The sequence below is a fragment of the Massilia sp. Root351 genome (assembly GCF_001425045.1).
In the GTDB taxonomy this organism is placed as follows: Bacteria; Pseudomonadota; Gammaproteobacteria; order Burkholderiales; family Burkholderiaceae_D; genus Rugamonas.
On the sequence record NZ_LMDJ01000004.1, the window covers coordinates 117,414 to 142,774 of the forward strand.

Annotated in this window: 20 protein-coding genes; 12 read left to right on the forward strand and 8 right to left on the reverse strand. The window is 66.2% G+C overall.

The window, feature by feature from the left end; all coding sequences use genetic code 11:
• Nucleotides 1-51: 51 nt before the first annotated feature.
• The 3 genes from ASD15_RS08690 (at nucleotide 52) to ASD15_RS08700 (ending at nucleotide 5,907) form a co-directional block, all read left to right on the forward strand.
• Nucleotides 52-1,158: an S-(hydroxymethyl)glutathione dehydrogenase/class III alcohol dehydrogenase gene (locus ASD15_RS08690; RefSeq protein WP_057154438.1), complete on the forward strand. Its 1,107-nt coding sequence runs from the start codon at nucleotides 52-54 to the stop codon at nucleotides 1,156-1,158.
• A gap of 195 nt (nucleotides 1,159-1,353) precedes the next feature.
• Entirely contained in the window at nucleotides 1,354-3,543 is a 2,190-nt protein-coding gene (locus ASD15_RS08695) for a M56 family metallopeptidase (protein ID WP_057154439.1), read from the forward strand.
• A gap of 54 nt (nucleotides 3,544-3,597) precedes the next feature.
• A complete protein-coding gene (locus tag ASD15_RS08700; protein WP_057154440.1) occupies nucleotides 3,598-5,907 on the forward strand; it encodes a UvrD-helicase domain-containing protein in 2,310 nt (769 codons plus the stop codon).
• A gap of 19 nt (nucleotides 5,908-5,926) precedes the next feature.
• Here the strand turns inward: ASD15_RS08700 and ASD15_RS08705 are convergent, their stop codons facing one another.
• The 4 genes from ASD15_RS08705 to ASD15_RS08720 all read right to left on the reverse strand — a co-directional run bounded on the left by ASD15_RS08705 (nucleotide 5,927) and on the right by ASD15_RS08720 (nucleotide 9,981).
• Nucleotides 5,927-6,784: a CPBP family intramembrane glutamic endopeptidase gene (locus ASD15_RS08705; protein ID WP_057154441.1), complete on the reverse strand. Its 858-nt coding sequence runs from the start codon at nucleotides 6,782-6,784 to the stop codon at nucleotides 5,927-5,929.
• On the reverse strand, nucleotides 6,781-7,263 hold the full coding sequence (locus ASD15_RS08710) for a MarR family winged helix-turn-helix transcriptional regulator (RefSeq protein WP_229418117.1): 483 nt from the start codon (nucleotides 7,261-7,263) through the stop codon (nucleotides 6,781-6,783). The genes ASD15_RS08705 and ASD15_RS08710 overlap by 4 nt, the downstream gene beginning before the upstream one ends.
• Nucleotides 7,264-7,364: 101 nt before the next feature.
• Nucleotides 7,365-7,952 carry a response regulator transcription factor gene (locus ASD15_RS08715; RefSeq protein WP_057154443.1) on the reverse strand — a complete coding sequence of 196 codons (588 nt, stop codon included), beginning with the start codon at nucleotides 7,950-7,952 and terminating at the stop codon, nucleotides 7,365-7,367.
• A gap of 19 nt (nucleotides 7,953-7,971) precedes the next feature.
• On the reverse strand, nucleotides 7,972-9,981 hold the full coding sequence (locus tag ASD15_RS08720) for a PAS domain S-box protein (RefSeq protein ID WP_057154444.1): 2,010 nt from the start codon (nucleotides 9,979-9,981) through the stop codon (nucleotides 7,972-7,974).
• A gap of 117 nt (nucleotides 9,982-10,098) precedes the next feature.
• On the opposite strand from ASD15_RS08720, the gene ASD15_RS08725 reads away from it, so the two are divergent.
• The 7 genes from ASD15_RS08725 (at nucleotide 10,099) to ASD15_RS08755 (ending at nucleotide 15,774) form a co-directional block, all read left to right on the forward strand.
• Nucleotides 10,099-11,085, forward strand: coding sequence for a TRAP transporter substrate-binding protein (locus ASD15_RS08725; protein WP_057154445.1), 987 nt, complete (start codon nucleotides 10,099-10,101; stop codon nucleotides 11,083-11,085).
• Nucleotides 11,086-11,167: 82 nt separating this feature from the next.
• Entirely contained in the window at nucleotides 11,168-11,740 is a 573-nt protein-coding gene (locus ASD15_RS08730) for a TRAP transporter small permease (RefSeq protein WP_057154446.1), read from the forward strand.
• Nucleotides 11,737-13,017 carry a TRAP transporter large permease gene (locus ASD15_RS08735; protein ID WP_057154447.1) on the forward strand — a complete coding sequence of 427 codons (1,281 nt, stop codon included), beginning with the start codon at nucleotides 11,737-11,739 and terminating at the stop codon, nucleotides 13,015-13,017. The genes ASD15_RS08730 and ASD15_RS08735 overlap by 4 nt, the downstream gene beginning before the upstream one ends.
• A gap of 360 nt (nucleotides 13,018-13,377) precedes the next feature.
• On the forward strand, nucleotides 13,378-13,899 hold the full coding sequence (locus ASD15_RS08740) for a methylated-DNA--[protein]-cysteine S-methyltransferase (protein WP_057154448.1): 522 nt from the start codon (nucleotides 13,378-13,380) through the stop codon (nucleotides 13,897-13,899).
• A complete protein-coding gene (xerD, locus tag ASD15_RS08745; protein WP_057154449.1) occupies nucleotides 13,875-14,777 on the forward strand; it encodes a site-specific tyrosine recombinase XerD in 903 nt (300 codons plus the stop codon). Before ASD15_RS08740 ends, xerD begins: the two co-directional genes overlap by 25 nt.
• Nucleotides 14,778-14,850: 73 nt before the next feature.
• Entirely contained in the window at nucleotides 14,851-15,036 is a 186-nt protein-coding gene (locus ASD15_RS08750; protein ID WP_057154450.1) for a hypothetical protein, read from the forward strand.
• 117 nt (nucleotides 15,037-15,153) lie between these two features.
• Complete coding sequence (locus ASD15_RS08755; protein ID WP_057154451.1) at nucleotides 15,154-15,774, forward strand: immunoglobulin domain-containing protein; 621 nt, start codon at nucleotides 15,154-15,156, stop codon at nucleotides 15,772-15,774.
• 15 nt (nucleotides 15,775-15,789) lie between these two features.
• Here the strand turns inward: ASD15_RS08755 and ASD15_RS08760 are convergent, their stop codons facing one another.
• The 3 genes from ASD15_RS08760 to ASD15_RS08770 are packed head-to-tail and all read right to left on the reverse strand — an operon-like array spanning nucleotide 15,790 to nucleotide 21,037.
• Nucleotides 15,790-16,596 (reverse strand): hypothetical protein, encoded by an 807-nt coding sequence (locus ASD15_RS08760; protein ID WP_057154452.1) that lies wholly within the window; start codon nucleotides 16,594-16,596, stop codon nucleotides 15,790-15,792.
• A gap of 31 nt (nucleotides 16,597-16,627) precedes the next feature.
• Nucleotides 16,628-19,756 (reverse strand): efflux RND transporter permease subunit, encoded by a 3,129-nt coding sequence (locus ASD15_RS08765; RefSeq protein ID WP_057154453.1) that lies wholly within the window; start codon nucleotides 19,754-19,756, stop codon nucleotides 16,628-16,630.
• A gap of 3 nt (nucleotides 19,757-19,759) precedes the next feature.
• Nucleotides 19,760-21,037 (reverse strand): efflux RND transporter periplasmic adaptor subunit, encoded by a 1,278-nt coding sequence (locus ASD15_RS08770; RefSeq protein WP_057154454.1) that lies wholly within the window; start codon nucleotides 21,035-21,037, stop codon nucleotides 19,760-19,762.
• A 153-nt stretch (nucleotides 21,038-21,190) separates the two neighbouring features.
• Between ASD15_RS08770 and ASD15_RS08775 the strand changes: the two genes are divergently transcribed.
• A complete protein-coding gene (locus ASD15_RS08775) occupies nucleotides 21,191-23,881 on the forward strand; it encodes an EAL domain-containing protein (RefSeq protein WP_229418118.1) in 2,691 nt (896 codons plus the stop codon).
• Here ASD15_RS08775 and ASD15_RS08780 read toward each other — a convergent pair.
• A complete protein-coding gene (locus ASD15_RS08780) occupies nucleotides 23,868-24,827 on the reverse strand; it encodes an endonuclease/exonuclease/phosphatase family protein (protein WP_057154456.1) in 960 nt (319 codons plus the stop codon). The genes ASD15_RS08775 and ASD15_RS08780 overlap by 14 nt on opposite strands.
• Before the next feature lie 36 nt (nucleotides 24,828-24,863).
• Between ASD15_RS08780 and ybaK the strand changes: the two genes are divergently transcribed.
• Complete coding sequence (gene ybaK, locus ASD15_RS08785) at nucleotides 24,864-25,355, forward strand: Cys-tRNA(Pro) deacylase (protein ID WP_057154457.1); 492 nt, start codon at nucleotides 24,864-24,866, stop codon at nucleotides 25,353-25,355.
• The last annotated feature ends 6 nt before the right edge of the window (nucleotides 25,356-25,361 follow it).

Sequence of the window (25,361 nt, forward strand, 5' to 3'; positions counted from 1 at the left end):
TTCCTTGTTATCATGCGGGTTATCCCGTTTAATGAGACACAGGAAACAAGCATGAAAACCAAAGCAGCCGTGGCATGGCAATCCGGCGCTCCGCTGACCATCGAGGAAGTGGAACTGGGCGGCCCGCGCGAGGGTGAAGTACTGGTGGAGATCAAGGCCACCGGCATTTGCCACACCGATTACTACACCCTGTCCGGCGCCGACCCGGAAGGCATTTTCCCCGCCATTCTCGGCCATGAGGGCGCCGGCGTGGTGGTGGACGTCGGCCCCGGCGTGAAAACGCTGAAGAAGGACGACCACGTCATTCCGCTGTACACGCCGGAATGCCGCCAGTGCAAATTCTGCCTGTCGCAAAAAACCAACCTGTGCCAGTCGATCCGCTCGACCCAGGGGCGCGGCCTGATGCCCGACGCCACCAGCCGTTTCTCCATCGACGGCAAGCCCATTTTCCACTACATGGGCACCTCCACCTTCTCCAACTACATCGTGGTGCCGGAAATCGCGCTGGCCAAGATCCGTTCTGACGCGCCGTTCGACAAGGTCTGCTACATCGGCTGCGGCGTCACCACCGGCGTGGGCGCGGTGCTGTTTACCGCCAAGGTGGAGGCGGGCGCCAATGTGGTGGTGTTCGGCCTGGGCGGCATCGGCCTGAACGTGATCCAGGCTGCCAAGATGGTCGGCGCCGACAAGATCATCGGTGTCGACATCAACCCGGCGCGCGAAGAGATGGCGCGCAAGTTCGGCATGACGCATTTCGTCAACCCGACCAAGGTGGAAAACGTGGTGGACGCCATCGTCCAGCTCACCGACGGCGGCGCCGACTACAGCTTCGAATGCATCGGCAACACCACCACCATGCGCCAGGCGCTGGAGTGCTGCCACAAGGGCTGGGGCCAGTCCATCATCATCGGCGTGGCGGCGGCCGGGCAGGAGATCTCCACCCGTCCGTTCCAGCTGGTCACCGGCCGGGTGTGGAAGGGTTCCGCCTTCGGCGGCGCGCGCGGCCGCACCGATGTGCCGAAGATTGTCGACTGGTACATGGAAGGCAAGCTCAACATCGATGACCTGATCACCCACAAGCTCAAGCTGGAAGACATCAACCAGGGCTTCGACCTGATGAAGTCCGGCGAATCGATCCGTTCCGTGGTCGAATTCTAAGCGCCGCAGTTTCCCCGCCATTCCGCCGCCTGCACCGCGCAGGCGGCATTCTGTCGCAAATCCCCCGCACCGCCGCGCATTACGCGCTACCTTGATGCTCCGCCCCGCCACCTGCGCGGCTGGAAGTAGAAAAAAAGTTCTAGACAGTGCGTTCTAGATCATTTAATCTACATTGCATATTTCAAGGAGTCTTTCATGGCCGAGTTGCTGTCCCTGCTGATGCCCGCCATAGGCTGGTCGCTGCTTCACTTCGTCTGGCAGGGCCTGCTGATCGGCTGGGCGGCGTCGCTGGCCCTGCAACTGTTGCGCAACGCCCGCCCGCAGGCGCGCTACGCGGTAGCGTGCGTCGCCTTGCTGCTGTGCGCCGCGCTGCCACTGGCCGGCATCGTCTGGCGCGTGCTGGACGCGGCCGGCGCCGCGCCCGCCGCAGACCCTGCCGTGCTGATGATGGCCGGCTCCGGCGCGTTGGGCGGCGCCGCCGTGGCGATGCCGGTGCTGATGGAGGACGGCTGGCTGATCTCCTGGCAATACATGCTGCAGCGGCAGCTGCCCTGGCTGGTGCTGCTGTGGGCCAGCGGCGCCGCGTTCATGACCTTGCGCTTGTCGCTCGGACTGATGTGGGTGCGCGAGCGCACCCTGGAAGCGCGGCAGGCGCCCAACCTCCAATGGCAGCAGCGCCTGGACCGCCTGGCGCTGCGCCTCGGCCTGAACCGCCCGGTGCGCCTGGCGGTGGCCGAACACCTGGACTCGCCCATGACGGCCGGCTGCTGGAAGCCAGTGGTGCTGGTGCCGGCGTCCTTGCTCACCGGCATGCCGGCCGGCCTGCTGGAAGCGCTGCTGGCGCACGAACTGGCCCACATCAAGCGCCACGACTACCTGGTCAACCTGGTCCAGAGCGCCATCGAGATTTTGTTGTTTTACCACCCGAGCGTGTGGATGCTGTCCCGGCACATCCGCGACGAGCGGGAGCAGATTGCAGATGATTTAGCCGCAAGCACGCTCGGCGAACCGCGGCGCCTGGCCCTTGCACTGTCCGAACTGGACCGCTTCCAGTTCGCCACCCCCCAGCCTGCGCTGGGGGCTCAAGGAGGAAACCTCATGTCCCGTATTAAACGTCTGGTCCGCCCAGACAGCCAGCCGCTGAGCTGGAAGATTGCCGCGCCCCTGTTCGGCCTGTGCACCGCCTGCGCCGTGCTGTACGCCCACGCCGCGCCGCAGCCGCCGGCCGTGCCGCCGGCGCCGGCCCTCGACGCGCCGGCCGTCCCGGCCGTGCCCGCCGTCCCGGCCAGGATGGTGCCTGTTCCGCCGCCGCCCCCCCTGGCCATGCTGGACCCGCCGGCCGCCGCCAAGCCGCAGGTGCCGGCCGCGCCCGAAGCGCGTCCTGCGCCTGCACCTGCACCTGCACCTGCACCTGCACCTGCACCTGCACCGGCTCCCGCGCCTGCAGCCCGTCCGGCGCCGGCTCCTGCGCCTGCCCCGGCGCCAGCGCCTGCCCCGGCCGCCGTAGCCGCCCCCGCTGCGCCGGCCGCCCCCGCAGCCGCAGCGGCGCCGCCAGCGCCCATGCTGTCCGGCGAGCCTTCGGCGCGTGCGCCGGGACGCGTCCGCATGAACTTCGGACGCCTGACCATGAACGACAAGGCCAAGGATGCCTACGGCATCAAGCGTGGCGACGGCTATACCGCGATCTACTCCGGCCGTGGCGACATGGCGGAATTGAGCCGGCTGGAGGACGCCGTGAAGGGTGACTTCATCTGGTACCGCGACGGCAACCAGGCCTGGCTGATCAAGGATCCCGCCTTGCTGGCCAAGGCCAGCGCCGCCTGGGCGCCGGCCGATGCGCTGAACCTGCAAATGAAGGAGCACAACAAAGCCATGGAGCAGCACAACAAAGCCATGGAAGCGCTGAGCGAGAAGATGCGCGCCGCGTCCGAGCAGTCCGAGCGCGCCGGGCGCGGCGTGCAGCACGACAAGATCGAGCAGGTCGCGCGGCAGCAGGAAGCCGTGGCACGCAAGATGGAAGCCGTGGCGCGCAGAATGGAGCGCAGCCGCGACGCCGGTGCTGCCGGCGCCGATCGTGAAACGCTGCAGCGTGAAATGGACGCGCTGACAACGCAAATGGAGCCGTTCAAGCAGCAAATGAAGGAACTCACCGCCGAATTTGCGAAAGCGCACGCCGAGATGGCCGCCAGAAAAGCGCCCATGCAAGCACTGAGCGCGCAAATGCGCGAAGCCAGCAAGCCGATGCGGGAGCTGGGCCAGAAGATGGGGGAGCTGGGCCGCGAGCAGGGCCGCCTGAGCCGCGAGGCCGACGAGGCCGTCCGCGCCATGATCCAGGAAGCCGTGCGCAGCGGCCGTGCCGAGGCCGTGCCGGCGCCCAAGGGCTGATTGGATATCCAGTGTTTTATACCGGGGCGCAGCCTGCCCCGGTATAATCACGGGATGCAAAATCTCCTCCACAACCTCAATCCCGAGCAACTTGCCGCCGTCACGCTGCCGGCCCAGAGCGCGCTGATCCTGGCCGGCGCCGGCTCCGGCAAGACCCGCGTCCTGACCACCCGCATCGCCTGGCTGATCCAGACCGGCCAGGTCTCGCCGGCCGGCATCCTGGCGGTAACGTTCACCAACAAGGCCGCGAAGGAGATGCTGACGCGTCTGTCGGCAATGTTGCCGATCAATACACGCGGCATGTGGATCGGCACTTTCCACGGCCTGTGCAACCGCCTGCTGCGCACGCACTACCGCGACGCGGCGCTGCCGCAGACCTTCCAGATCCTCGATTCGCAGGACCAGCTGTCGGCCATCAAGCGCCTGCTGAAAGCCTTCAACATCGACGACGAGAAATTCCCCGCCAAGTCGGTGATGTACTTCATCAACAGCGCCAAGGACGCCGGCCTGCGCGCCGCCGACGTGGAAGCCTACGACGCCAACGAACGCAAGATGGTGGAGCTGTACGGCCTGTACGACGACCAGTGCCAGCGCGAAGGGGTGGTGGATTTTGCCGAACTGCTGCTGCGCAGCTACGAGCTGCTGAGCCGCAACCAGCCGCTGCGCGAGCATTACCAGCAGCGTTTCAAGCACATCCTGGTTGACGAATTCCAGGATACCAACGACCTGCAGTACAAATGGCTGAAGCTGTTGTCCGGCCAGGGGCAGAGCCAGGGCAGCAGCGCGCTGTTCGCGGTGGGCGACGACGACCAGAGCATCTACGCCTTCCGCGGCGCCAACGTGGGCAATATGCGCGCCTTCGAGCAGGAGTTCAACGTCAAGAACCTGATCAAGCTGGAGCAGAACTACCGCTCGCACGGCCACATCCTGGATGCGGCCAATATGCTGATCGCCAACAACAGCAAGCGCCTGGGCAAGAACCTGCGCACCGACGCCGGGCACGGCGAACCGGTGCGCGTATACGAAGCCAGTTCGGACCTGCAGGAAGCGCAGTGGATCATCGAGGAGACCAAGAGCCTGATCGGCGAAGGCGCCTCGCGCAGCGAGATCGCGGTGCTGTACCGCTCCAACGCGCAGTCGCGCGTGATCGAGCACGCGCTGTTCTCGGCCGGCATTCCGTACCACGTGTACGGCGGCCTGCGCTACTTCCAGCGCGCCGAGGTCAAGCACGCCATCGCCTACCTGCAGCTGATGGACAATCCGCACAACGACTCGGCCTTCCTGCGCGTGGTGAACTTCCCCACGCGCGGCATCGGCGTGCGCACCATCGAGAACCTGCAGGGCGCGGCGCAGCAGTACGGCATCTCGCTGTACGCGGCGGTGCCCTATATGACGGGCAAGGCCGGCACTTCGCTGGCCGGCTTCGTCAAGATGATCGAAGGCATGCGCTTTGAAACGCAGCAGATGGCGCTGCCCGAACTGGTGCGCGTGGTATTGGAAGGCAGTACCCTGCTGACCCACTACGCCACCGAGAAAGAGGGCGCGGACCGCATCGAGAACTTGGAGCAGATGGTCAGCGCGGCCACGCAGTTTGTGTCAGAAGAAGGCTACGGCCAGGGCGCGCCCGCACACCTGGGCCCGCGCGCGGACGCGCAGGCCGGCGCACCCATCGTCAATGAAGACGGTATCGAGATCCTGGACGCGGACGCGCCGCTGGCCACCGTCATGTCGCCGCTGTCGGCCTTCCTGTCGCACGCTTCGCTGGAGGCGGGCGACAACCAGGCGCAAGCCGGGCAGGATGCGCTGCAGATGATGACGGTGCACTCGGCCAAGGGGCTGGAATTCGACAACGTCTTCATCACGGGCCTGGAAGAGGGCCTGTTCCCGCACGAAAGCAGCTCGAAGGAGGACGGCGGCGTGGAAGAGGAACGGCGCCTGATGTACGTGGCCATCACGCGCGCGCGCAAGCGCCTGTACATGTGCTTCTCGCAGACCCGCATGCTGCACGGCCAGACCCGCTACAACATGAAGTCGCGCTTCTTCGACGAGCTGCCGGAAGAGTCCCTGAAATGGCTGTCGCCGAAGGTGCAGTCGCACTGGTTCGCCAACAAGAAGTCGGCCTGGGACGAGGCGCCGCTGAACCTGGGCAGCGACAACGCGCTGGCCCAGCGCATGGCGCAGAAGTCGGGCGGCGGCAGCGGCTGGCGCATCGGCGAATCCGTCTCGCACGGCAAGTTCGGCGAAGGCGTGATCGTCAACATCGAAGGCAGCGGCGCCAATTGCCGCGCGCAGATCAATTTCGGCAGCTTCGGCATGAAGGTGCTCGACCTGAGCGTGGCCAAGCTGGAGCGGCTGGGCCGGTAGGCCGCCGCAAGCTTGCGGATCAGGCCACCGTGCCGGCGGCCGGCTGGCGCGCCAGCAGTACGGTAACGGCAACGACGGCCAGCAGCGTGACGGCCGACGCCTCCAGGCCGTAGCTGCCGCCGCTGAGCCATTCCGGCCCGTTCAGGCGGCCGATGATCCAGCCTTTGGCTGCGCCGCCGGACACCGGCAGCGAGAACACGGTGCCGGTGATGAAGTTCCAGGCGAAGTGCAGGCCGGCGGCCAGCCACAGGCGGCCCGTCTTCAGGTAGGCGGCGCCGAACATCACGCCGGCGGCCACGGTGATCACCAGGCCGAGCGCGCTGACGCCGTCGTTCGGGAAATGCGCCAGCGCGAAGACGAACGACGACATTGCCAGCGCCCAGCGCGTGCCCAGGGCGTTTTGCAGGATGCGCAGCAGCATGGCGCGGAACAGCAGTTCTTCAAACGCGGCCACCAGCACCAGTTCGGCCACCGGCTTGAAGAGGGCGGGCCAGCCATTGTTGCCCACCACCTGGAAGGCGCCGGCCGCCGCCAGCGCGCCTATCACCCCCAGCGACAGGGCCGTCCCCCAGGCGATGCCGGTGGCGGTCTCGCGCGCGGCGCCGGCCAGGGCCAGTTCGTCCGGCACGCGCTTTTCGATTTTCGCCACGTAGAGGCGGTAGCCCAGCACGCACAGCGCGGCGGCCAGCAACTGCGGCCACGCCACGCGCATGGATTTTTCCAGCGCCACATGCGCAAACACCAGCACCGCCGCCACCGGCAGCACCATGGCCAGCGTGGCCAGCAGGATGCGGGTCAGCGGCCAGCGCGCGACGCGCGCGCCAAGGCCGGCGGACGGTGCGGGGGAAGTTGGAACAGCGTGCTGCGTAGCGTTCATGATGCCTCCTGGTGGCCGGCTTGTTTTTCGGTGCCGCTTTCGGTGTCCGCGTTGCGGGCGGCGCGGATGCGCGCGCCGAACGGTTGCCGCTCCAGCGCAGCGATGGCGTGGGCCAGCGTTTCCGACAGCGGGTAGGGCAGGTCGGCGTCCAGGCTGCGCGCCGCCGCCGCCGTGGCTTGCCAGCACTGCTGCAGCTGCGGCAGCAGCGCCTGGCCTTGCGCGCTCAGGCTGATCATCTTCTGGCGGCCGTCGAGCGCACCGGGCTCGGATGCGATCAGCCCGGCCTTGAGCATCAGCGCGATGGTCTGGGTGGCGGCCGGCTGCGTGATGCCGGCCGCTTCCGCGATCTGGCCGATGGTGCGCGGCTCGCCCTGCATCAGCGCGCGCATCACCGGCGTGTAGCGCGGCCGGTAAGCCAGCCCCGCTTCCTCGTAGGCGGCGCCTACCGCCCCGTCCAGCAGGTCGATCAGATGGCGCAATTGGGTTCCAAGTCCAGGTTTCATGGGGAAATAATATCAGCAGTTATATAAGTGGTAAAGTAATTTTTCGGCAAGGCAGGCGGGCGCCGCTGCGGCGCGAATTATTTCAGCAGGCCGGCCAGTTCGACAGCGGTCTTGACCTGCATCTTGTCGAAGATGTGGGCGCGGTGGACTTCCACCGTGCGCATGCTGATGCCGAGCTGATCGGCCACTACCTTGTTCATCTTGCCGGCCAGGATCAGGTCCAGCACTTCGCGCTCGCGCGTGGACAGCGTGGCCAGGCGCGCGTGCACGGCGGCCGAGGCGCTTGCCTGGCGCGAGTTGGCCAGGCCTTCCTGCACCCGGTCCATCAGCTGGTTGTCGTTGAAGGGCTTTTCGAAAAAGTCGAAGGCGCCGCGCTTGAGGGTGTCGACCGCCATCGGCACGTCGCCGTGGCCGGTCAGGAAGATCACCGGCAGGCGCTGCGTCAGGCCGCGCGCGGCCAGCTGGTCGAACACGGCCACGCCGCTGATGTCGGGCATGCGCACGTCCAGCAGCACGCAGTCGCCCTGCGGGTCGAAGGCGGCGCGCTCGGTCCACTCCAGGAAGTCGGCCGCGCTGGCGTAAGCGGTGGCGGCGATGGCGCGCGACGAGGCCAGCCAGGAAAGCGAGTCGCGCACTACGGCTTCGTCGTCCACGATATGCAGCATAGTTAAGTCCCCTGTTGTTTTAATGCGCGCCGGCGGCCGGCAGCGTGAATGCGAAAATGGTGCCACCGGCCGGGTTGGCCTTGTGCACCAGCGTGCCGCCATGGAATTCTATCGCGGTGCGGCAAATGCTCAAACCCATGCCCATGCCTTCGGCCTTGGTGGAGAAGAAGGGCGCAAACAGGCGCTCGGCCACGTCGTCCGGGATGCCGTGGCCCTGGTCGATCACTTCCACCATCACCTGCGCGGCCGCCGCGTCGTGGCTGGCGCGCACGCGCAGCAGGCGGCGCTCGGGCGGCACCTGGGCCATGGCTTCGATGCCGTTGCGGGTCAGGTTCAGCAGCACCTGTTCTATCATGACGCGGTCGGCCAGCACCAGCGGCAGCGCGGCCGGGATATCGGCCTGCAGCGCGACATAGCTCTGCCGCGCCTGTAGTTCGATCAGCGCTTCGATGCCGTCCAGCAGTGACTGGACCGCCACTTCGCGCCGCTCCGGCGCGCGCTTCTTCACGAACTGGTGCACGCTGCGGATGATCTGGCCGGCACGCTGGGCCTGCGCACCGGCCTGCTGCAAGGCCGGCCGCAGCAGGCCGCCGTCGAGCGGCTGGCCGGTGTCCTCGGCGCGCTGCATCACGTTCAGGGCGCCGGTGGTGTAGCTGGAAATGGCCGCCAGCGGCTGGTTCAGCTCGTGCGCCAGCATCGAGGCCAGCTCGCCCATGGTGGCCAGGCGCGCGCTGGTCTGCAGCTTCTGTTCCTGCTGCCGGTTCAGCTCTTCAATGCGCTTGCGGTCCGAAATGTCCAGGATGGAGCCCATCCAGCCGGTCTGCTTGCCGTTGTTGTCGACCAGCGGCGCCTCGAAAATCAGCACCGGCACCCGCTCGCCTGTGGCGCGCTGGAAAATGGTTTCGAACTGCGGCGTGACGTTGCCGGCCAGTACTTCGGCGAAGCGGTGCTGGTATTCGCTCATCACTTCCGGCGCCCAGTAGGGCATAGGCGGCAGCTTGCCGATCAGCTCTTCCGGCGGGTAGCCGACGATCTGGCAGAACGCCGGGTTGACGTAGGTGACGCGGCCTTCCAGGTCGCGCGCGCGCAAGCCGGTCACCAGCGAATTTTCCATCGCGGTGCGGAAGGTCATCTGCTGGCGCAGCGCGCCCTCGGCGGCCAGGCGGCGCGAGATGTGGCCCCACAGCGCGAGCAGGCTCCACAGCAAGGCCAGCGACAGCACGATCACCGAGCCGACCAGCAGGTTGGGCAGCAGGCGCGGCTCGCTCTTGACGCTGTCGGTCAGCAGCGTCACCGAGGTGCCGGGCAGGTCCAGCGCGCGCTTGTGGGTGTAGACGCCGTGGCCGGCGCCGGCGGCCGAGCGGCGCGCCAGCACCTTGTCGTCGCGGTCGAGCAGGGTGATCTGGTTGTCCTGGGCGAACCACCACGGCACCAGCTCGTCGAGCACGGTGGCCAGCGAATAGTGCGCCACCAGCGTGCCGAGGTAGCGCTCGCCACTGTATACAGGGTAGTGGTAGTCCAGGCCGGGCTTGCTGGCGCCGGGCAGGAGCTCGGGCTGGCTGTAGATGGGCTTGCGGGCCAGGCGCGCGTGCTCGGCGGCGGCGCGCGAGTGCGGACCGAGGCCGGACTGGGCCGAGGGCGCCGTGGCCGGATCGCTGGTGGCGGCCACCGAGCCGTCCGGCAGCACCCACATCACGCGGCGGATTTCGTGTCCTGTTTGCAACAGTTGTACCAATCGCGCATGCAATTGTTTCGGGCTCAGATGGCCGGCGGCGATCTCGCCGCTCAGCGTGCGCATGGCCTCTTCGTGGCGTCCCAGCTGGAAGCGGATGGTCTGCTCCACCCACAAGGTGTCGGCAATCAGCTGTTCCTGGCGCTCGCTGCTTTCCATCTGGCGCGCCTGCCACGGCAGCCAGATCAGCACGGCCAGGAAGAACAGCACCAGCACCACCGGCAGCAGCCAGCGCACCGGGTTGGTGAAGTGCGGACGCGGCGGGCGGTCGGTGGCGGAGGTCATGGGGCGGAGCATCAGACTTTCATGTGTCGCCAGCTATTGTGGTTTTCCACAGTTGCCGTGTATCGTACGAATGTTACAAACTGATATGGCACCCATAATAATGTACTTTAACCCCTCGGGAGACCCCACATGAAACTGAAAGCCACCCTGGCCGCGCTATGCGCCGTCGCCAGCTTCAGCGCCTTCGCGCAAGCCCCTATCGTCATCAAGTTCAGCCACGTGGTGGCCACCGACACGCCGAAGGGCCAGGCCGCCGAGCGCTTCAAGCAACTGGCGGAAAAAGCCACCAATGGCCGTGTGAAGGTCGAGCTGTACCCGAACAGCCAGCTGTACAAGGACAAGGAAGAACTGGAAGCGCTGCAGCTGGGCGCGGTGCAGATGCTGGCGCCGTCGCTGGCCAAGTTCGGCCCGCTGGGCGTGAAGGAATTCGAAGCGTTCGACCTGCCGTACATCTTCCCCACCAAGACCGCGCTGTACAACGTGACCGAAGGCCCGATCGGCAAGGGCTTGCTGAAGAAACTGGAAAGCAAGGGCATCACCGGCCTGGCGTACTGGGACAACGGCTTCAAGGTGATGTCGGCCAACAAGCCGCTGCGCACCCCGGCCGACTTCAAGGGCCTGAAAATGCGCATTCAGTCGTCCAAGGTGCTGGACGCGCAGATGCGCACGCTGGGCGCCAACCCGCAGGTGCTGGCCTTCTCCGAGGTCTACCAGGCGCTGCAGACCGGCGTGGTGGACGGCACCGAGAATCCGCCGTCGAATATGTACACCCAGAAGATGCATGAAGTGCAGAAGCACGTGACCGTGTCCAACCATGGCTACCTGGGCTATGCCGTGATCGTCAACAAGAAGTTCTGGGACGGCCTGCCGGCCGACATCCGCACCTCGCTGGAAACCGCGATGCGCGACGCCACCACCTTCGAGAAAGCCATCGCCCAGCGCGATAACGACCTGGCCATGGAAGCGATCAAGAAGGCCGGCAAGACGGAAATCTACACCCTGAGCGCCAAGGAACAAGCTGAATGGCGCAAGGTGCTGCTGCCGGTCCAGAAGGACATGGAAGGCCGCATCGGCAAGGATCTGATCCAGGCCATCAACAAAGAAGCTGCCAAGTAACAGCACCCAGCGGCTCTGAGCGGGGCGGCGTTCTGCCGCCGCCGCTTTCCCCTATCTCGCTTTCTCTGGAAAGATCTCGACCATGAAATTCCTGGACCACCTGGAAGAATGGCTGATCGCGACCCTGATGGGTCTGGCCACTTTCATCATTTTCGTGGCGGTGGTGCACCGCTACCTGTCAGGGCTGCCGATTCCCGGCCTGCAAGACGCCCTGATTCAAATCAACACCAGCTGGGCGCAAGAGCTGTGCATCTACATGTTCGTGTGGATGGCCAAGTTCGGCGCCGCCTACGGCGTGCGGACCGGCATCCACGTCGGCGTGGACGTCATCATCAACCGCATGAGCACGCCGTGGCGCAACAAGTTCGTCATCTTCGGCCTGCTGGCCGGCGCGCTGTTTACCGGCATCGTCGGCACCCTGGGCGCCACCTTCGTGTGGGAAATCGGCCACACCGAACAGACCTCGGCCGACCTGGAAGTGCCGATGTGGCTGGTCTACCTGGCCGTGCCGCTGGGTTCCTACCTGATGTGCTTCCGCTTCCTGCAGGTGATGGTGGCCTTCGTGCGCACCGGCGAACTGCCGAAACACGACCACTCGCACGTCGAGGGCCTGGAAGACGAATTGAAGGCTGAAGAAAAAGGAGCCAAAGCATGAACGCCATGATTATCTTCGTGCTGCTGCTGGCGCTGATGCTGACCGGCATGCCGATCTCCATCTCGCTCGGCCTGACAGTACTGACCTTCCTGTTCACCATGACCGAGGTGCCGATCGAATCGGTGGCGCTCAAGCTGTTTACCGGCATCGAGAAGTTCGAGATCATGGCCATCCCGTTCTTCATCCTGGCGGGCAATTTCCTCACCCACGGGGGCGTGGCGCGGCGCATGATCAACTTCGCCACTTCCATGGTGGGCCACTGGCACGGCGGCCTGGCGCTGGCCGGCGTGCTGGCCTGCGCGCTGTTCGCGGCCGTGTCCGGCTCTTCGCCAGCCACCGTGGTGGCGATCGGCTCCATCATCCTGCCGGCCATGGTGCGCCAGGGTTACCCGAAGGGCTTCGGCGCCGGCGTCATCACCACCTCGGGCGCGCTGGGCATCCTGATCCCGCCGTCGATCGTGATGGTGATGTACTCGGTCACCACCAATACCTCGGTGGGCAAGCTGTTCATGGCCGGCGTGGTGCCGGGCATCATGCTGGCCTTCCTGCTGGGCGTGACCACCTGGTTCCTGGCCCGCAAGCACAACTACCCGCGCATGCCGAAAGCCGGCTGGGGCGAACGCTGGGCCACCTTCCGCAAGAGCGCCTGGGGCTTGCTGCTGATCGTCATCGTGATGGGCGGCATCTACAGCGGCGCGTTCACGCCGACCGAGGCGGCCGCCATGGCAGCCGTGTACGCCTTCTTCATTGCCGTGTTCGTCTACAAGGACTTGAAGCTCAAGCAAGTGGGCAAGGTGCTGCTGGATTCGGCGGCGATGTCGGCCATGCTGCTCTACATCATCACCAACGCCGTGCTGTTCTCCTTCCTGATGACCAGCGAAAACATTCCGCAGCAAATGGCGGAGTGGATCACCGGCCAGGGCCTGGGCGTGATCAGCTTCCTGCTGGTGGTCAACATCCTGCTGCTGCTGGCCGGTAACGTGATGGAACCGTCGTCGATCGTGCTGATCATGGCGCCCATCCTGTTCCCGGTGGCCATGAAGCTGGGCATCGATCCTGTGCACTTCGGCATCCTGATCGTTGTCAACATGGAAGTGGGCATGTGCCACCCGCCGGTCGGCCTGAACCTGTATGTGGCGTCGGGAATCACCAAAATGGGGATTACCGAACTGACCGTGGCGGTGTGGCCGTGGCTGCTCACCATGCTCGGTTTCCTGGTGGTGGTAACCTACGTACCACAAATTTCGCTGTGGTTGCCTAACTTGATTTACTCCTAAACTAAAAATTTTCTTGGCTCAAAAAAATGAGCAAAAAGCGAAGTGGATCAGTTATGATTGCTTCGCTCCAGAGGCAAACAAAACAAATAACGATATCTGCCCTGGTAGCAAGAACATGAGGTTTAGTGGGGAGAGTAAGTAAAATAACGGCCTTGAATGCCGCATATACATTGAGGAGACACACGGTTCACAGTATGTCGTTGGAAGATCGCCGAAGGCCGCCACAAGTGTGCTACGTCGACGCCAAACGGCCGGTTCCGTGCAAGCAGGATTGAAAGCGCACTGTTGCAGTGCGCTTTTTTTTTGCCTGCCCCATTTTGGTGGTGTAGTATTGATGCAACATTTTGCCCGACAACTGTGATGAATAAACAACAGAGTAGCCATCTTTTCAATGCCATCGTCGCCACCCCGTTCGGCGCGATGGGCATCCGCACCGGCGGCGCGCTGGTGACCGAACTGGTCTACCTGCCGCCGGACTACGCCGAGAAGGAGGCGCAGGACGCGGTGGCCGCGCTGGCGGCCGAGCAGATCCTGCGCTACTGCGCCGACGCCGACTTCCAGTTCACCTTGCCGCTGGCCAAGGTCGGCAGCGAGTTCCAGCGCCGCGTGTGGGCCGCCATCGGCAGCATTCCGCGCGGCCAGGTGCGCACTTACGGCGAACTGGCCAAATTCCTGGAATCGGCACCGCGCGCCATCGGCCAGGCTTGCGGCCTGAACTGGTTCCCGCTGGCCGTGCCGTGCCACCGCGTGACCGGCGCCAACGGCCTGGGCGGCTTCGCCCACCACGACGACGCCAACGGCTTCCACCTGAACGTCAAGCGCTGGCTGCTGGCGCACGAAGGACACAGCGAGTACGCATGGCAGCAGACAACCTTGCTTTGATCGACGATTTCTGCGACGCGCTGTGGCTGGAGGACGGCCTGGCGAAGAATTCGCTGGACGCCTACCGGCGCGACCTGAAGGCGTTCGCGCACTGGCTGGCGGTGGCGCGCCCGGCCGTGGCCGGCCTGCACGGGGTGGCCACGCACGACATCGACGCCTATTTCAGCGCGCGCCACGAGGACACCAAGGCCAGCACATCCAACCGCCGCCTGTCGGTGCTGAAACGCTATTACCAGTATGCGCTGCGGCAGAAACTGGTGGCGGCCGATCCGTGCCTGAAGCTGGCCTCCGCCAAGCAGGCGCAGCGCTTCGTGCACACGCTCAGCGAGGCGCAGGTGGAAGCGCTGCTGGCCGCGCCCGACGTGCGCACGCCGCTGGGACTGCGCGAGCGCACCATGCTGGAGCTGATGTATGCCAGCGGCCTGCGGGTGTCCGAACTGGTGGCGCTGAAGACGTTCGAGCTAAGCCTGAACGACGGCGTGCTGCGCATCACCGGCAAGGGCGCCAAGACGCGCCTGGTGCCGTTTGGCGGCCAGGCGCGCCAGTGGATAGAGCGCTACATGCACGAGGCGCGCTGGGCCATCCTGGACGGCCAGCAGGACGATGCGCTGTTCGTGACCGCGCGCGGCGGGCCGATGACGCGCCAGATGTTCTGGGTCATCATCAAGAAGCATGCGCAAAAGGCCGGCATCACCTCGCCGCTGTCGCCGCACACCCTGCGCCACGCTTTCGCCACCCACTTGCTGAACCACGGCGCGGACCTGCGCGTGGTGCAGCTGCTGCTGGGCCACTCGGACATCTCCACCACGCAGATTTACACCCATGTGGCGCGCGAGCGCCTGAAGCATTTGCATGCGCAACATCATCCCCGAGGCTGAAAAATTTGCGTCGGCCGCAACTGCGTCATAATGTAGCTGGACGAACACCGTTCGCAACATAGAGAGGTGGCAAATGGCTAAGACAAATTTCCAGTATGAAAAGCGCCAACGAGAGCTGGAGAAGAAGAAAAAGGCCGAGGAGAAGGCGAGGCGCAAGCTGGAAGCAAAGAGCAGGCCTGACGGTGAGCAGGGTAGCGAACAGGATGGCGACGACAGCGCCGGCGACAGCTCCGGGGAAGCGCCCCCCGCACAGGAATGAAGCGGCCGCGCCGTTACGTTTGGTAACAACTTATTGCATAATTTTACACAAGACCGTGTCTGCCCGGCATGGTTGCGGTCCTATACTCTCGCTGACTTTACTCTGCGGGAACTGTATATGAAGAAGAATCTGCTGCAACTGACGGCCTGTGCAATGGCCGCTGCCTTGACCATGTCCCTGGGCGCCTGTGGCGGCGGTGGCGGCGACGGCGAACCCGCGGTGACGGACACGCAGATCGCCATCACCACCCAGCCGGTCGCCGTGACCGTCGTGGCCGGCCAGGAAGCCAGCTTCAGCGTGGTAGCAACGGGCGGCAAGCTGAGCTACCAGTGGCGCAAGGACGGCGTGGCCGTGCCCGGCGTCACCGCCAGCAAATTTACCTTCAGCCCTGCCTATGCCACCCATGCGGGCAGCTACGACGTGGTGGTGACCAACAGCCTCGGCAGCGTGACCAGCACTGCAGCCGTGCTGACGGTGGGCCTGTTGCCGGCCATTACCACCCAGCCGGTGGCGCTGACCGTGGCGGCCGGAAAACCGGCCACCTTCACCGTGGCCGCCTCCGGCACGCCGACGCTGACTTACCAGTGGCGCAAGGCCGGCACCAACATCACGGGCGCCACCGCGGCCAGCTACACCATCGCCAGTGTGGCCAGCGCCGACGCTGCCAGCTACGACGTGGTGATCACCAATACCTACGGCAGCGCCACCAGCGCGGCCGCCGTGCTGACCGTCAACTGACGCCGGCGAGGCGGCTCAGGCCGCCGGCTCATCGGCGTACTGGATGTCGATCAGGGCGTCGTGCGGGTAGGCTTTGTTGCCCAGCGGCGGCGTATAGCTGTTGCCGTCGCTGCTCACCTTCAACGGCACGCGCTGGTCGCCGTAGGTCAGCGTGGCGCTGGCAATGCGGCGCGCTGCCGCCGTGGACAGCTGTATCTTTTCGTGGCTGCACCAGTCGGTGGTCAGCAGCAGCGTGTTGATCACGCCGGTAAAGAAGAATCCAATCTCCTCCTTGGCCGTAGCCACCAGCACCTTGCATTCCAGCCGCAGGTCGCCCAGCCGGCGCATGCCTTCCGGCACGCCCACGCTGTGGATGTCCGGCCGCCAGCGGTAGCTGCCTTTGGGCTTGTTCAGCAACAGATCCGCGTTTTCCTTCCTGGCTTCGTCGCTGCGCGGCAGCGAGAAAGTATGATCGGCCGCGACCGGCAGCGGAATCGAGATGGTGTCGCCGGCAATGCGCATGGCGAGATTTTCCATGTCGGCGGCCTGCGCCGCACTGCGCGGGCGCAGCTTGAAGCGCACTTCCGGCGCGGTGGGCGCCAGTTCGTGGTAGTCGTCGAAGGCGTCCAGCCCGGCGGCCATCACGCGGTAGGTCTTCAGCTCCGGGTTGCGGATGCCGTTGACCACCACGGCGTTCTTGTCCCTGGCCGGTTCGGCCGCAGGCTCGGCGGCGGGTTCGGCAGCAGTCACGGCCACCGCTGCGGCCACCGGTTCCGACGCCGGCGCCGGCTGCGCCAGCAGCGGCAGCGGGGCGGCCAGGGCGGCCAGGGCGGCCAGGGTCACGGATCTTCCTCCAGTCATATCGCTCCAGGGGTCAGGCGGCATCCGCCGTTTTGGTTTGTTCAGCCACGGCTGCCACCGTGGCCGCTTCCTTGCGGCCGCCCAGCCAGCGCGCGCAGCGCTTGCCCAGCGTGTCCAGGTAGGTGTAGGCCACCGGCACCACCACCAGCGTCAGCAGGGTGGAGGTGATGACGCCGCCGATCACGGCGCGGCCCATGGGCGCCTGCGTTTCGCCGCCGTCGCCCAGGCCTATGGCCATCGGCAACATGCCGAAGATCATCGCCAGGGTGGTCATCATGATGGGGCGCAGGCGCACCTGGCCGGCTTGCATGATGGCTGCGCGCTGGCCCAGGCCTTCGTGCTGGCCGTGGTTGGTAAAGTCCACCAGCAAAATCGCGTTCTTGGTCACCAGGCCCATCAGCATGATGAAACCGATCACCGAGAAGATGTTCAAGGTGCTGCCGGTAATGAGCAGCGCCAGCAGCACGCCGATCAGCGACAGCGGCAGCGACGTCATGATGGCCACCGGCTGCAGGAAGCTGCCGAACTGCGAGGCCAGCACCAGGTAGATGAAGATCACCGCCACGCCCAGCGCCGTCATGGCGCCGCTCATGGTTTCGGCCATCTCCTGCGCGTTGCCGGCCACGTCGAAGCGTACCCCGGCCGGCAGCACGATGGTCTTCATGGCCTTTTGCACGTCGGCGTCCACGTCGCCGCCGGGACGGCCTTCCACGCCGGCGTACACCGCCACCCGGCGCTGCAGTGCCTGGCGCTTCAGCACCTGCGGGCTGGACGCGGGGATGAATTCCACCACCTGGCGCAGCGGCACCATGCGCGGCGTGCCGTCGGCGTTGGTTTTGCTGGACGCGATCGACAGGTCGGCCAGGTCCATCACGCGCTGGCGGCCCGACTTCGGCAGCTGCACGTTGACTTCGTAGTTCTGGCCGTCCGAGGCCAGCCAGTGGCTGACCTTCTCGCCGGCCACGAAGGGCCGCAAGGCGGCGCCGATCTGCTGCACCGACAGGCCCAGGTCGCTGGCCAGTTCCTGGTTGATCTTGATCATGGTGGACGGGTTGGCGCCCTCCTGGCTGTATTCCAGGTCGGCCACGCCCTTGATCTTGCGCATCTTGTCCATCAGCTCGCGCGCCACGGCGTCCAGCTTGGCCTCGTCGGTGCCCAGGATGGCGATGAAGATCGGCTTCTGGCCCACCGACAGCTGGATGCCGGCAATCGGCGCCAGCCGTTCGCGGATGGCTTTTTCCAGCGCCTTCTGCGAGCGGCGGTGGGTCTTCTTCACGTCCGTCAGCTTCAGGTTCACCTCGGCCGAGTTGCGGCCGTCGCGCGTGCCCACGTTGGACAGGATGCTGTCGATTTCCTTGAACGGCGCCAGCGCCGCTTCCACCTGCTTGACCTTGTCGTTGGTGTATTCCAGGCTGGAGCCGACCGGGGTCTTAAAGCGCATGTTGACCCAGCCCTCATCGGTTTCCGGGAACATCTCGCCGCCTATCATCGGCACCAGCAGCAGGCTGCCAGCGAAGATGGCGGCGGTCACCGCCAGCGTGGTCTTGCGCCAGTCCAGCGCCACCGCCAGCACCTTGCCGTACACCACGTGCAGGCTGTCCACGCCGCGCTCGACGAAGTCCATGAAGCGGCCCAGCCACGGCAGGTACTTGAAGCGGTCCTGCTCCGGATCCGGCCATACCGACGACAGCATCGGGTCCAGCGTGAAGGAGACGAACAGCGACACCAGCACGGCCACCGCCACGGTGATGCCGAACTGCAGGAAGAAGCGGCCGATGATGCCGTCCATGAAGGCCACCGGGATGAACACGGCCACGATGGCGAAGGTGGTGGCCATGACGGCCAGGCCGATCTCGTTGGTGCCGTCCTCGGCCGCCTGGTGGTGGTCCTTGCCCATGCCGAAGTGGCGCACGATGTTTTCGCGCACCACGATGGCGTCGTCGATCAGCAGGCCGATGCACAGCGACAGCGCCATCAAGGTCAGGAAGTTCAAGGTGAAGCCGAAGGCCTGCATGGCGATGAAGCTGGCCATGACGGAGATGGGCAGGGTCAGGCCGGTGATGATGGTCGAGCGCCAGGACTTCAGGAAGAAGAACACGATCACCATGGTCAGCACGGCGCCTTCGATGATGGTGCGCTTCACGTTGTCGAGCTGGCTTTGCACGCGCTCGGACTGCGAATCGAGGATGTGCAGCCGGATCCCGGCCGGCAGCGTCTGCTGCAGCGCCTCGGCGGCCTTGCGCACGCCTTCGCCCACCACCACCACATTGGCGTCCTGCACCTTGGTCACTTCCAGCGAGATGCCGGGCTTGCCGTCGATGCGCGAATACGATAGCGCCTCTTCCTCGCCGTCGACCACGCTGGCCACCTGGTCCAGGTAGACCGGGCCGTTGGCGCGGCGCGCCACGATGATCTTGTTGAACTCGCGTGCGTCCTTGATCTTGCCTTCCACCCGCACCAGCTGTTCGGTGACGGACTGGCTGATGTTGCCGGCAGGCAGATTGGCGTTGGTGGTCTGGATCGCGCGGATCACCTCGTCCACGCCGATGCCCTGCGCCGTCATCTCGTTGGGCTTCAGGCTGATCAGCACCTGGCGCTTGGTGGTGCCCAGCACGCGCACCTGGCCCACGCCGGCCACGTTCTGGAAGCGCTTGGTGATGATCTGGTCGGTCATGGTGGACAGCTCGCGCAGGCTGTGCTTGTCCGAGCTGAGCGACAGCGTCACCACCGGGCGCTCATTGTCGCCTTCCTCGCGCGCGATGAAGGGGTCCTTGGCTTCCCTGGGGAAGCGCGGACGCACCAGCGCCACCTTGTCGCGCAGTTCCTGCATCGCGCGGTCCATATTGGTGGACAGCTGGAATTCCAGGTAGATGCCGGCCCGGCCTTCCCACGAGTTGGCGCGGATGGTCTTCACGCCGCTGACGGTGTTGACGATGTCTTCCACCGGCCGCGTGATGTCGTTCTCCACCGCTTCCGGCGAAGCGCCCGGGTATTCGATCTCGATGGCGGCGAACGGCAGCTGCACATTGGGCATGGATTCCACGCCCAGGCGCTGGTAGGCGAACAGGCCCAGCACCATCAGCGCCACCATGACCATGGTGGCGAACACCGGATTTTTAATGCTGACTTTGGTGATCCACATGGCTCAGCTCCGCTGGCCCGGCACGCTGGCCTTGGCCGTGGCGGACGCCGCCGGGGCGGCGGCCGGCGCGGCCAGCTTGACCCGGGCGCCCGGTTTCACCGCGTCCAGCTTGGCCACGATCACCTGCGCCCCCGGCTGCAGGCCCGCGGTCACTTCGGCGTAGCCGGTGTCCTCGTTGCGCAGGCCCAGCGTCACCGGCTGCGCCACCACCTTGCCCTGGTCCACCTTGTACACCACCTGGCGGCCGCCGTCGCTGCGCAGCGCGTCCACCGGCACCAGCGGCATGACGGCCGAGCGCTCGGTGACGATATTGCCCTTGGCGAACATGCCGCCCAGCAGGGCGCCGTCCTTGTTCGGCACCGAAATGTAGACCAGCATGGCGCGCGAGCCCGGCTCGGCGGTCGGATTGATGCGCGCCACCTTGCCGTGGAATTCGCGCGGCTGGCCATTGACTGTGAAGCCATCGACCCGGAAGGCCACTTCCTGGCCCGCTTTCACGCGCGGGATCTCCGAGGTCGGCACTTGCGCCTCCAGGGTCAGCTCGTCCAGGTTGACGATGGTGTAGACGGGCATGTCAGGCGCGACTTTTTCGCCCGCCTGCACATGGCGTTTGGAAACGACCCCACTCATCGGCGCGCGGATCACGCTGTCGTTCAGCGCAATGCGGGCCATGTCCACCATGGCGCTGGCCGATTTCACGTTGGCCCGCGCCAGTTCCACGCCGTTGGCGGTGGTGTCGTAGGAAGTCGAGGAAATGTAGTTTTGCTTGAGCAGGGCCTGGCTGTTGGCGTGGTTGCGGCTGGCCAGGGCCAGCTTGGCCTGCGCCTCGTCCAGCACGGCTTGCTGCTGCGTCAGGCGGGCCTGCAGGTCGGCCTGGTCCAGCCGCGCCAGCAGCTGGCCCCGGGTCACCGCCATGCCTTCGCGCACCGTGGTTTCCCGTACTTCGCCCGAGACCTTGGCCTTGATGGTGGCCTGGCTGATGGGGGCCAGCGATCCGGACAGTGGCAGGCTGAGCGACAGCGCGCGCGCATCGATGGCGGCCACGTCGGCGGCGGCCAGCTCGTACACGTCCGGGCCCTTGGGTTTCTTGTCGGCGGCGCTGCCGGCCGCTGCCGGTGCCGCCGGCGCCTGGCTGCGCGATTGCATGACGCTCCAGCCGCCGCCGGCCACGGCCAGCACGATCAGGGCCACCGCCGGCGCGCGCCAGCGTTTGCCCGCCTGCTGGGCGGGTTTGGCGGCGTGGTCTGGCTGGGAGGGCAGGGGCAAGGTCTCTATTTTCATGTTGTTTCTCTGGGAGGCCATTTTTGGATGTTGCCACTGTAGGGAATTTCAAGAGGCCGCACCACGCCGGTGCGACAAAGCGGTGAAAAGAGCGGCTGAACTGCAAAAAGGCGGGATGGAAGGTGCCGCACGGTATCGTCGCAGGGCGCACCTTTGACGCAGCGCAATGCCTGCGTCACGGACCGGGTGAAGATGGATGGAACGCCCCCAGCGGGCACAACCCGCAGCGAGGCCAATGTGGAGCCGCAAGCACCGAACAACGCGCCGGCCCCGGCCGTGCCTGAGCCGGCCAGGCCCGGTCCGCCCTCCAGTCCGCCCTCCAGTCCCCCGGCCGGGGCTCCTGCCGGTGGCGCGGCCGCCGGTCCGGCCCATCCCGCGGCCGCGCCCGCGGCCGCTCCCCCGGCCACTGCCGCCGGCGCGGTCCCGGTGCCGGACGCGCTGGAACTGATTTCCCGCCTGATCGACACCGTGGAGCCGTCCCAGCTGGTGGCCGTGCATTGCATCGACGATGCGGGCAATGTGGTGTTCTGGAACAACAGCTGCGCCGAGCTGTACGGCATTCCGGCCGAGGGCGCGCTGGGCCGGCCGCTGGCCAGGCTGCTCAGCTACGAGCGCGCGGACCAGCGCGCGCAGGCGCTGGCGGACGCCTGGCGCAGCGGACGCACCAAGCCGGCGCGGGACTGGCAGGTCAGCACGGCCGGCGGACGCCGGCTGTGGGTCAGTTCCACCCTGTTTCCGGTGGCGCAGGACGGCGTGGTGCGGCAACTGTTCTGCGTGGACGCCGACATCACCGCGCGCCGCCTGGAGGACGAGGCGCTGCGCGCGGCCGGTGTCAATTTCCTGCAGATGTACATGCGTTCGAGCGACGCCATCCTGATGCTGCAGGGCGAGCGCATCACCGACCTGAACCCGGCCGCGCTGGCGCTGTTCAAGTGCCGCAACCGGGAGGACATCGTGGGCCGGCGCCTGCGCGACTTTTCCAAGCAGCAGCCGTCGCCGGCCGGCACGCCGCCGCTGCCCGGCATGGAGGACTACGGCCACAGCGACGGCAGCCTGCGCTACGACTGGCGCTTCGTCAACTGCAGCGGCGAGGCGTTCTGGGCCGAAGTGCTGATGACCTCGATTTCCCTGGACCACGGCTACCTGTTCTACGTGGTGGTGCGCGACATCGGCGCCCGCAAGCAGGCCGAGCGCACGCTGCACCTGGCGGCCCAGGTGTTCGAGAACTGCCGCGACGCCATCGTGCTGACCGACCGCCACCGCGCCATCATCGCCATCAACCGCTCGTTTACGCTGATTACCGGTTATGCGGCCGAGGACATGCTGGGGCGGCCGCTGCGCTTGCACCACGGCGGCGTGGCGCCGGACGACTTCCAGCGCCAGGTGTGGCAGGAAATGGACGCCACCGGCCACTGGCAGGGCGAAGTGAGCTGCCGCCGCAAGAGCGGCGAACTGTTCCCCGGCTGGCTGTCGCTGACCACCATCCGCGACAGCGCCGACCAGGTCAGCAACTACATGGGCATGCTGTCCGATATCACCGACCGCAAGCGCAGCGAAGACCACACGCGCCACCTGGCCGAGCACGATTACCTGACCGACCTGCCGAACCGGGTGCTGCTGCTGGACCGGCTCAGCCTGGCGCTGGCGTCGGCGCGCCGCAACCACACCATGCTGGCCATCCTGTTCATCGACCTGGACCGCTTCAAGGACGTCAACGATACGCTGGGCCACCAGGTGGGCGACGAGCTGCTCAAGGAGATCGCTGCGCGGCTGGTGAAGTGCGTGCGCGGCGCCGACACCGTGAGCCGCCAGGGAGGCGACGAATTTCTCATCATCCTGGCCGACATCGGCGGCGTGGACCAGGCCGCGCACGTGGCCGGCAGCGTGCTGAGCGCCATCGGCCAGCCCTTCCAGCTGGGGCCGCACGCGCTGCACGTGTCCGGCTCGATCGGCATCAGCCTCTACCCCAACGACGGCGACGGCATCGAGCAATTGATCAACAACGCGGACGTGGCCATGTACCACGCCAAGGAGAGCGGGCGCAACGGCTTCCAGTTCTTCAACGCCGAGATGCACGCCCAGATCGCCGAGCGCGTGCAGATGGAAAACGGCTTGCGCCAGGCGCTGCGCACGCAGCAGTTCGAACTGGCCTTCCACGCCGAGCTGGACATCGCCAGCGGGGCGCCGGTGGGGGTCGAAGCGCTGCTGCGCTGGCGCCACCCCGAGCTGGGCCTGCTGCGCCCGGAGCGCTTCATGTCGGCCGCGGAGGACGCCGGCTTGATGATCCCCATCGGCAACTGGGTGCTGCAGCAGGCTTGCCGCAGCGCGCAGCGCTGGCGCCAGGCGGGGTTCAGCCTGGTGGTGGCGGTCAACCTGTCGGCGGCGCAGTTCGCGCAGAAGGGCCTGCTGGCCAGCGTGCGCGACGCGCTGGCGGCGTCCGGCCTGGACCCGTCCTGCCTGGAACTGGAGCTGACCGAGGCCATCATCATGAAGGGCGGCAACGCCGCGCAGGACACGCTGCAGGCGCTGCACGGCCTGGGCGTGCGCTTGACGATAGACGACTTCGGCACCGGCTATTCGCGGCTGGGCTATCTGAAGGACTATCCGGTGGACAAGCTGAAGATCGACCGGTCCTTCGTCCATACGCTGGACGGCAACACGGCAGTCATCACCGCCATCGTGGCCATGGCGCGCAGCCTGGACATGGTGGCCATCGCGGAAGGGGTGGAAACGCGCGAGCAGCTCAACTTCCTGCGCAGCGTGGGCTGCCACCAGTACCAGGGCTACCTGGCCGACGCGCAAGTGCGGGCCAGCGCGCTGGGGCCGCTGCTTACTTCAGCCTGAGCCGCACCAGCACCTGGCCGTGGTCCGAGGTCTCGGGCCGCTGCTGGCTCAGGTGGTCGTTCATGTACGCCACGTCGTACACCGCGCCGATGGCGCGCGGCGAATCCGGGTGGAATTCCTCCGACACCAGCACATGGTCGATGGTGCTGTAATGCCCCTCGTGCACGGTGGTGTAACCCACTTGCCGCAAATGGTCCTGGCGCAGCTGGATCTGGGCGCAGTCGAACATGCGCCCGCGCAGCGCTTCGCCCGGTTCGCAGGACGGGTTAGCGCCCAGCACGATGGTGGTGGTGACGGCGTCGGCCGTGTCGTTGAAGTCGCCCATGACGATGCACGGGCGCTTGCCGTCCTTCATCACCTTGCTCAGCAGCACACGCAGCGCCACCGCCTCGGTGCCGCGCCACACCAGCGAGCGCAGGTTGGCCAGTGCGAAGTGCAGCGGGTCCTCGCCGCAGTCGTCGCGCCGGTAGTCGGGGCGGCGCGACTTCAGGTGCACCACCACCACGTCCACCACGGTCTCGTTGCGCAGCACCACCTGCGCGTGCAGCGGCGCGCGCGCGAAGCGGTCGGCATCGGGATTGCCGGAGTCGGACACCACGCCTTGCGGAAACTCGGCGTACACCGCGGGCGGCGCCGCCAGCGGCAGGCGCGACACCAGCGCCACGTTGGGCGTCAGGCGGGTGGCGTGCGGGTCCGGGTCGAAGCCGGCGTGGATGGCGTCCTGGTACTTGCGGGTGCGCGACAGCACGTCGCGCAGCGCTGCCTGCGAAAAGATCTCCTGGAAAGCGACCACGTCGGCGTCGAGCTGGTCCAGCTGCTGCGCGGTCCACGCCGCCTTGGCCTCGTATTCCTGTTCAGAAAGCGGCGGCAGGTTATCGTACAATTGAGCGCCCGGCGGGGCGAGATTGCAGACATTAAACGTCGCGAAGCGAATTTCTTCCCGCATAACGAAACTCCTATTGAACGGTTAGCGTATCACGGCATGGCCAAAAAAGAGCATATTTCGGAAACCCCGGCGACCCAGATGCTGCGCAAGCACAAGGTGGCGTTCTCCGAACACCCTTATGACTACCAGGAACACGGCGGCACCACGGTGTCGGCGCGCGAGCTTGGCGTGGACGAGCACACCGTCGTCAAGACGCTGGTGATGCAGGACGAAGCGGCCAGGCCGCTGATCGTGCTGATGCATGGCGACTGCAAGGTGTCGACCAAGAACCTGGCGCGCGGCATCGGCTGCAAGTCGGTCGAGCCGTGCAAGCCGGAGGTGGCGCAGCGCCATTCCGGCTACCTGGTGGGCGGCACCTCGCCGTTCGGCACCAAGAAAGCCTTGCCGGTCTATGTGGAGGAATCCATCCTGGCGCTGGAGACGATTTACATCAATGGCGGACGGCGCGGCTACCTGGTCGGCATCCGGCCGCAGGTGCTGCTGGACTTGATCGCGGCCAGACCCGTGCATTGCGCACTGGCTGACTGACGGCCG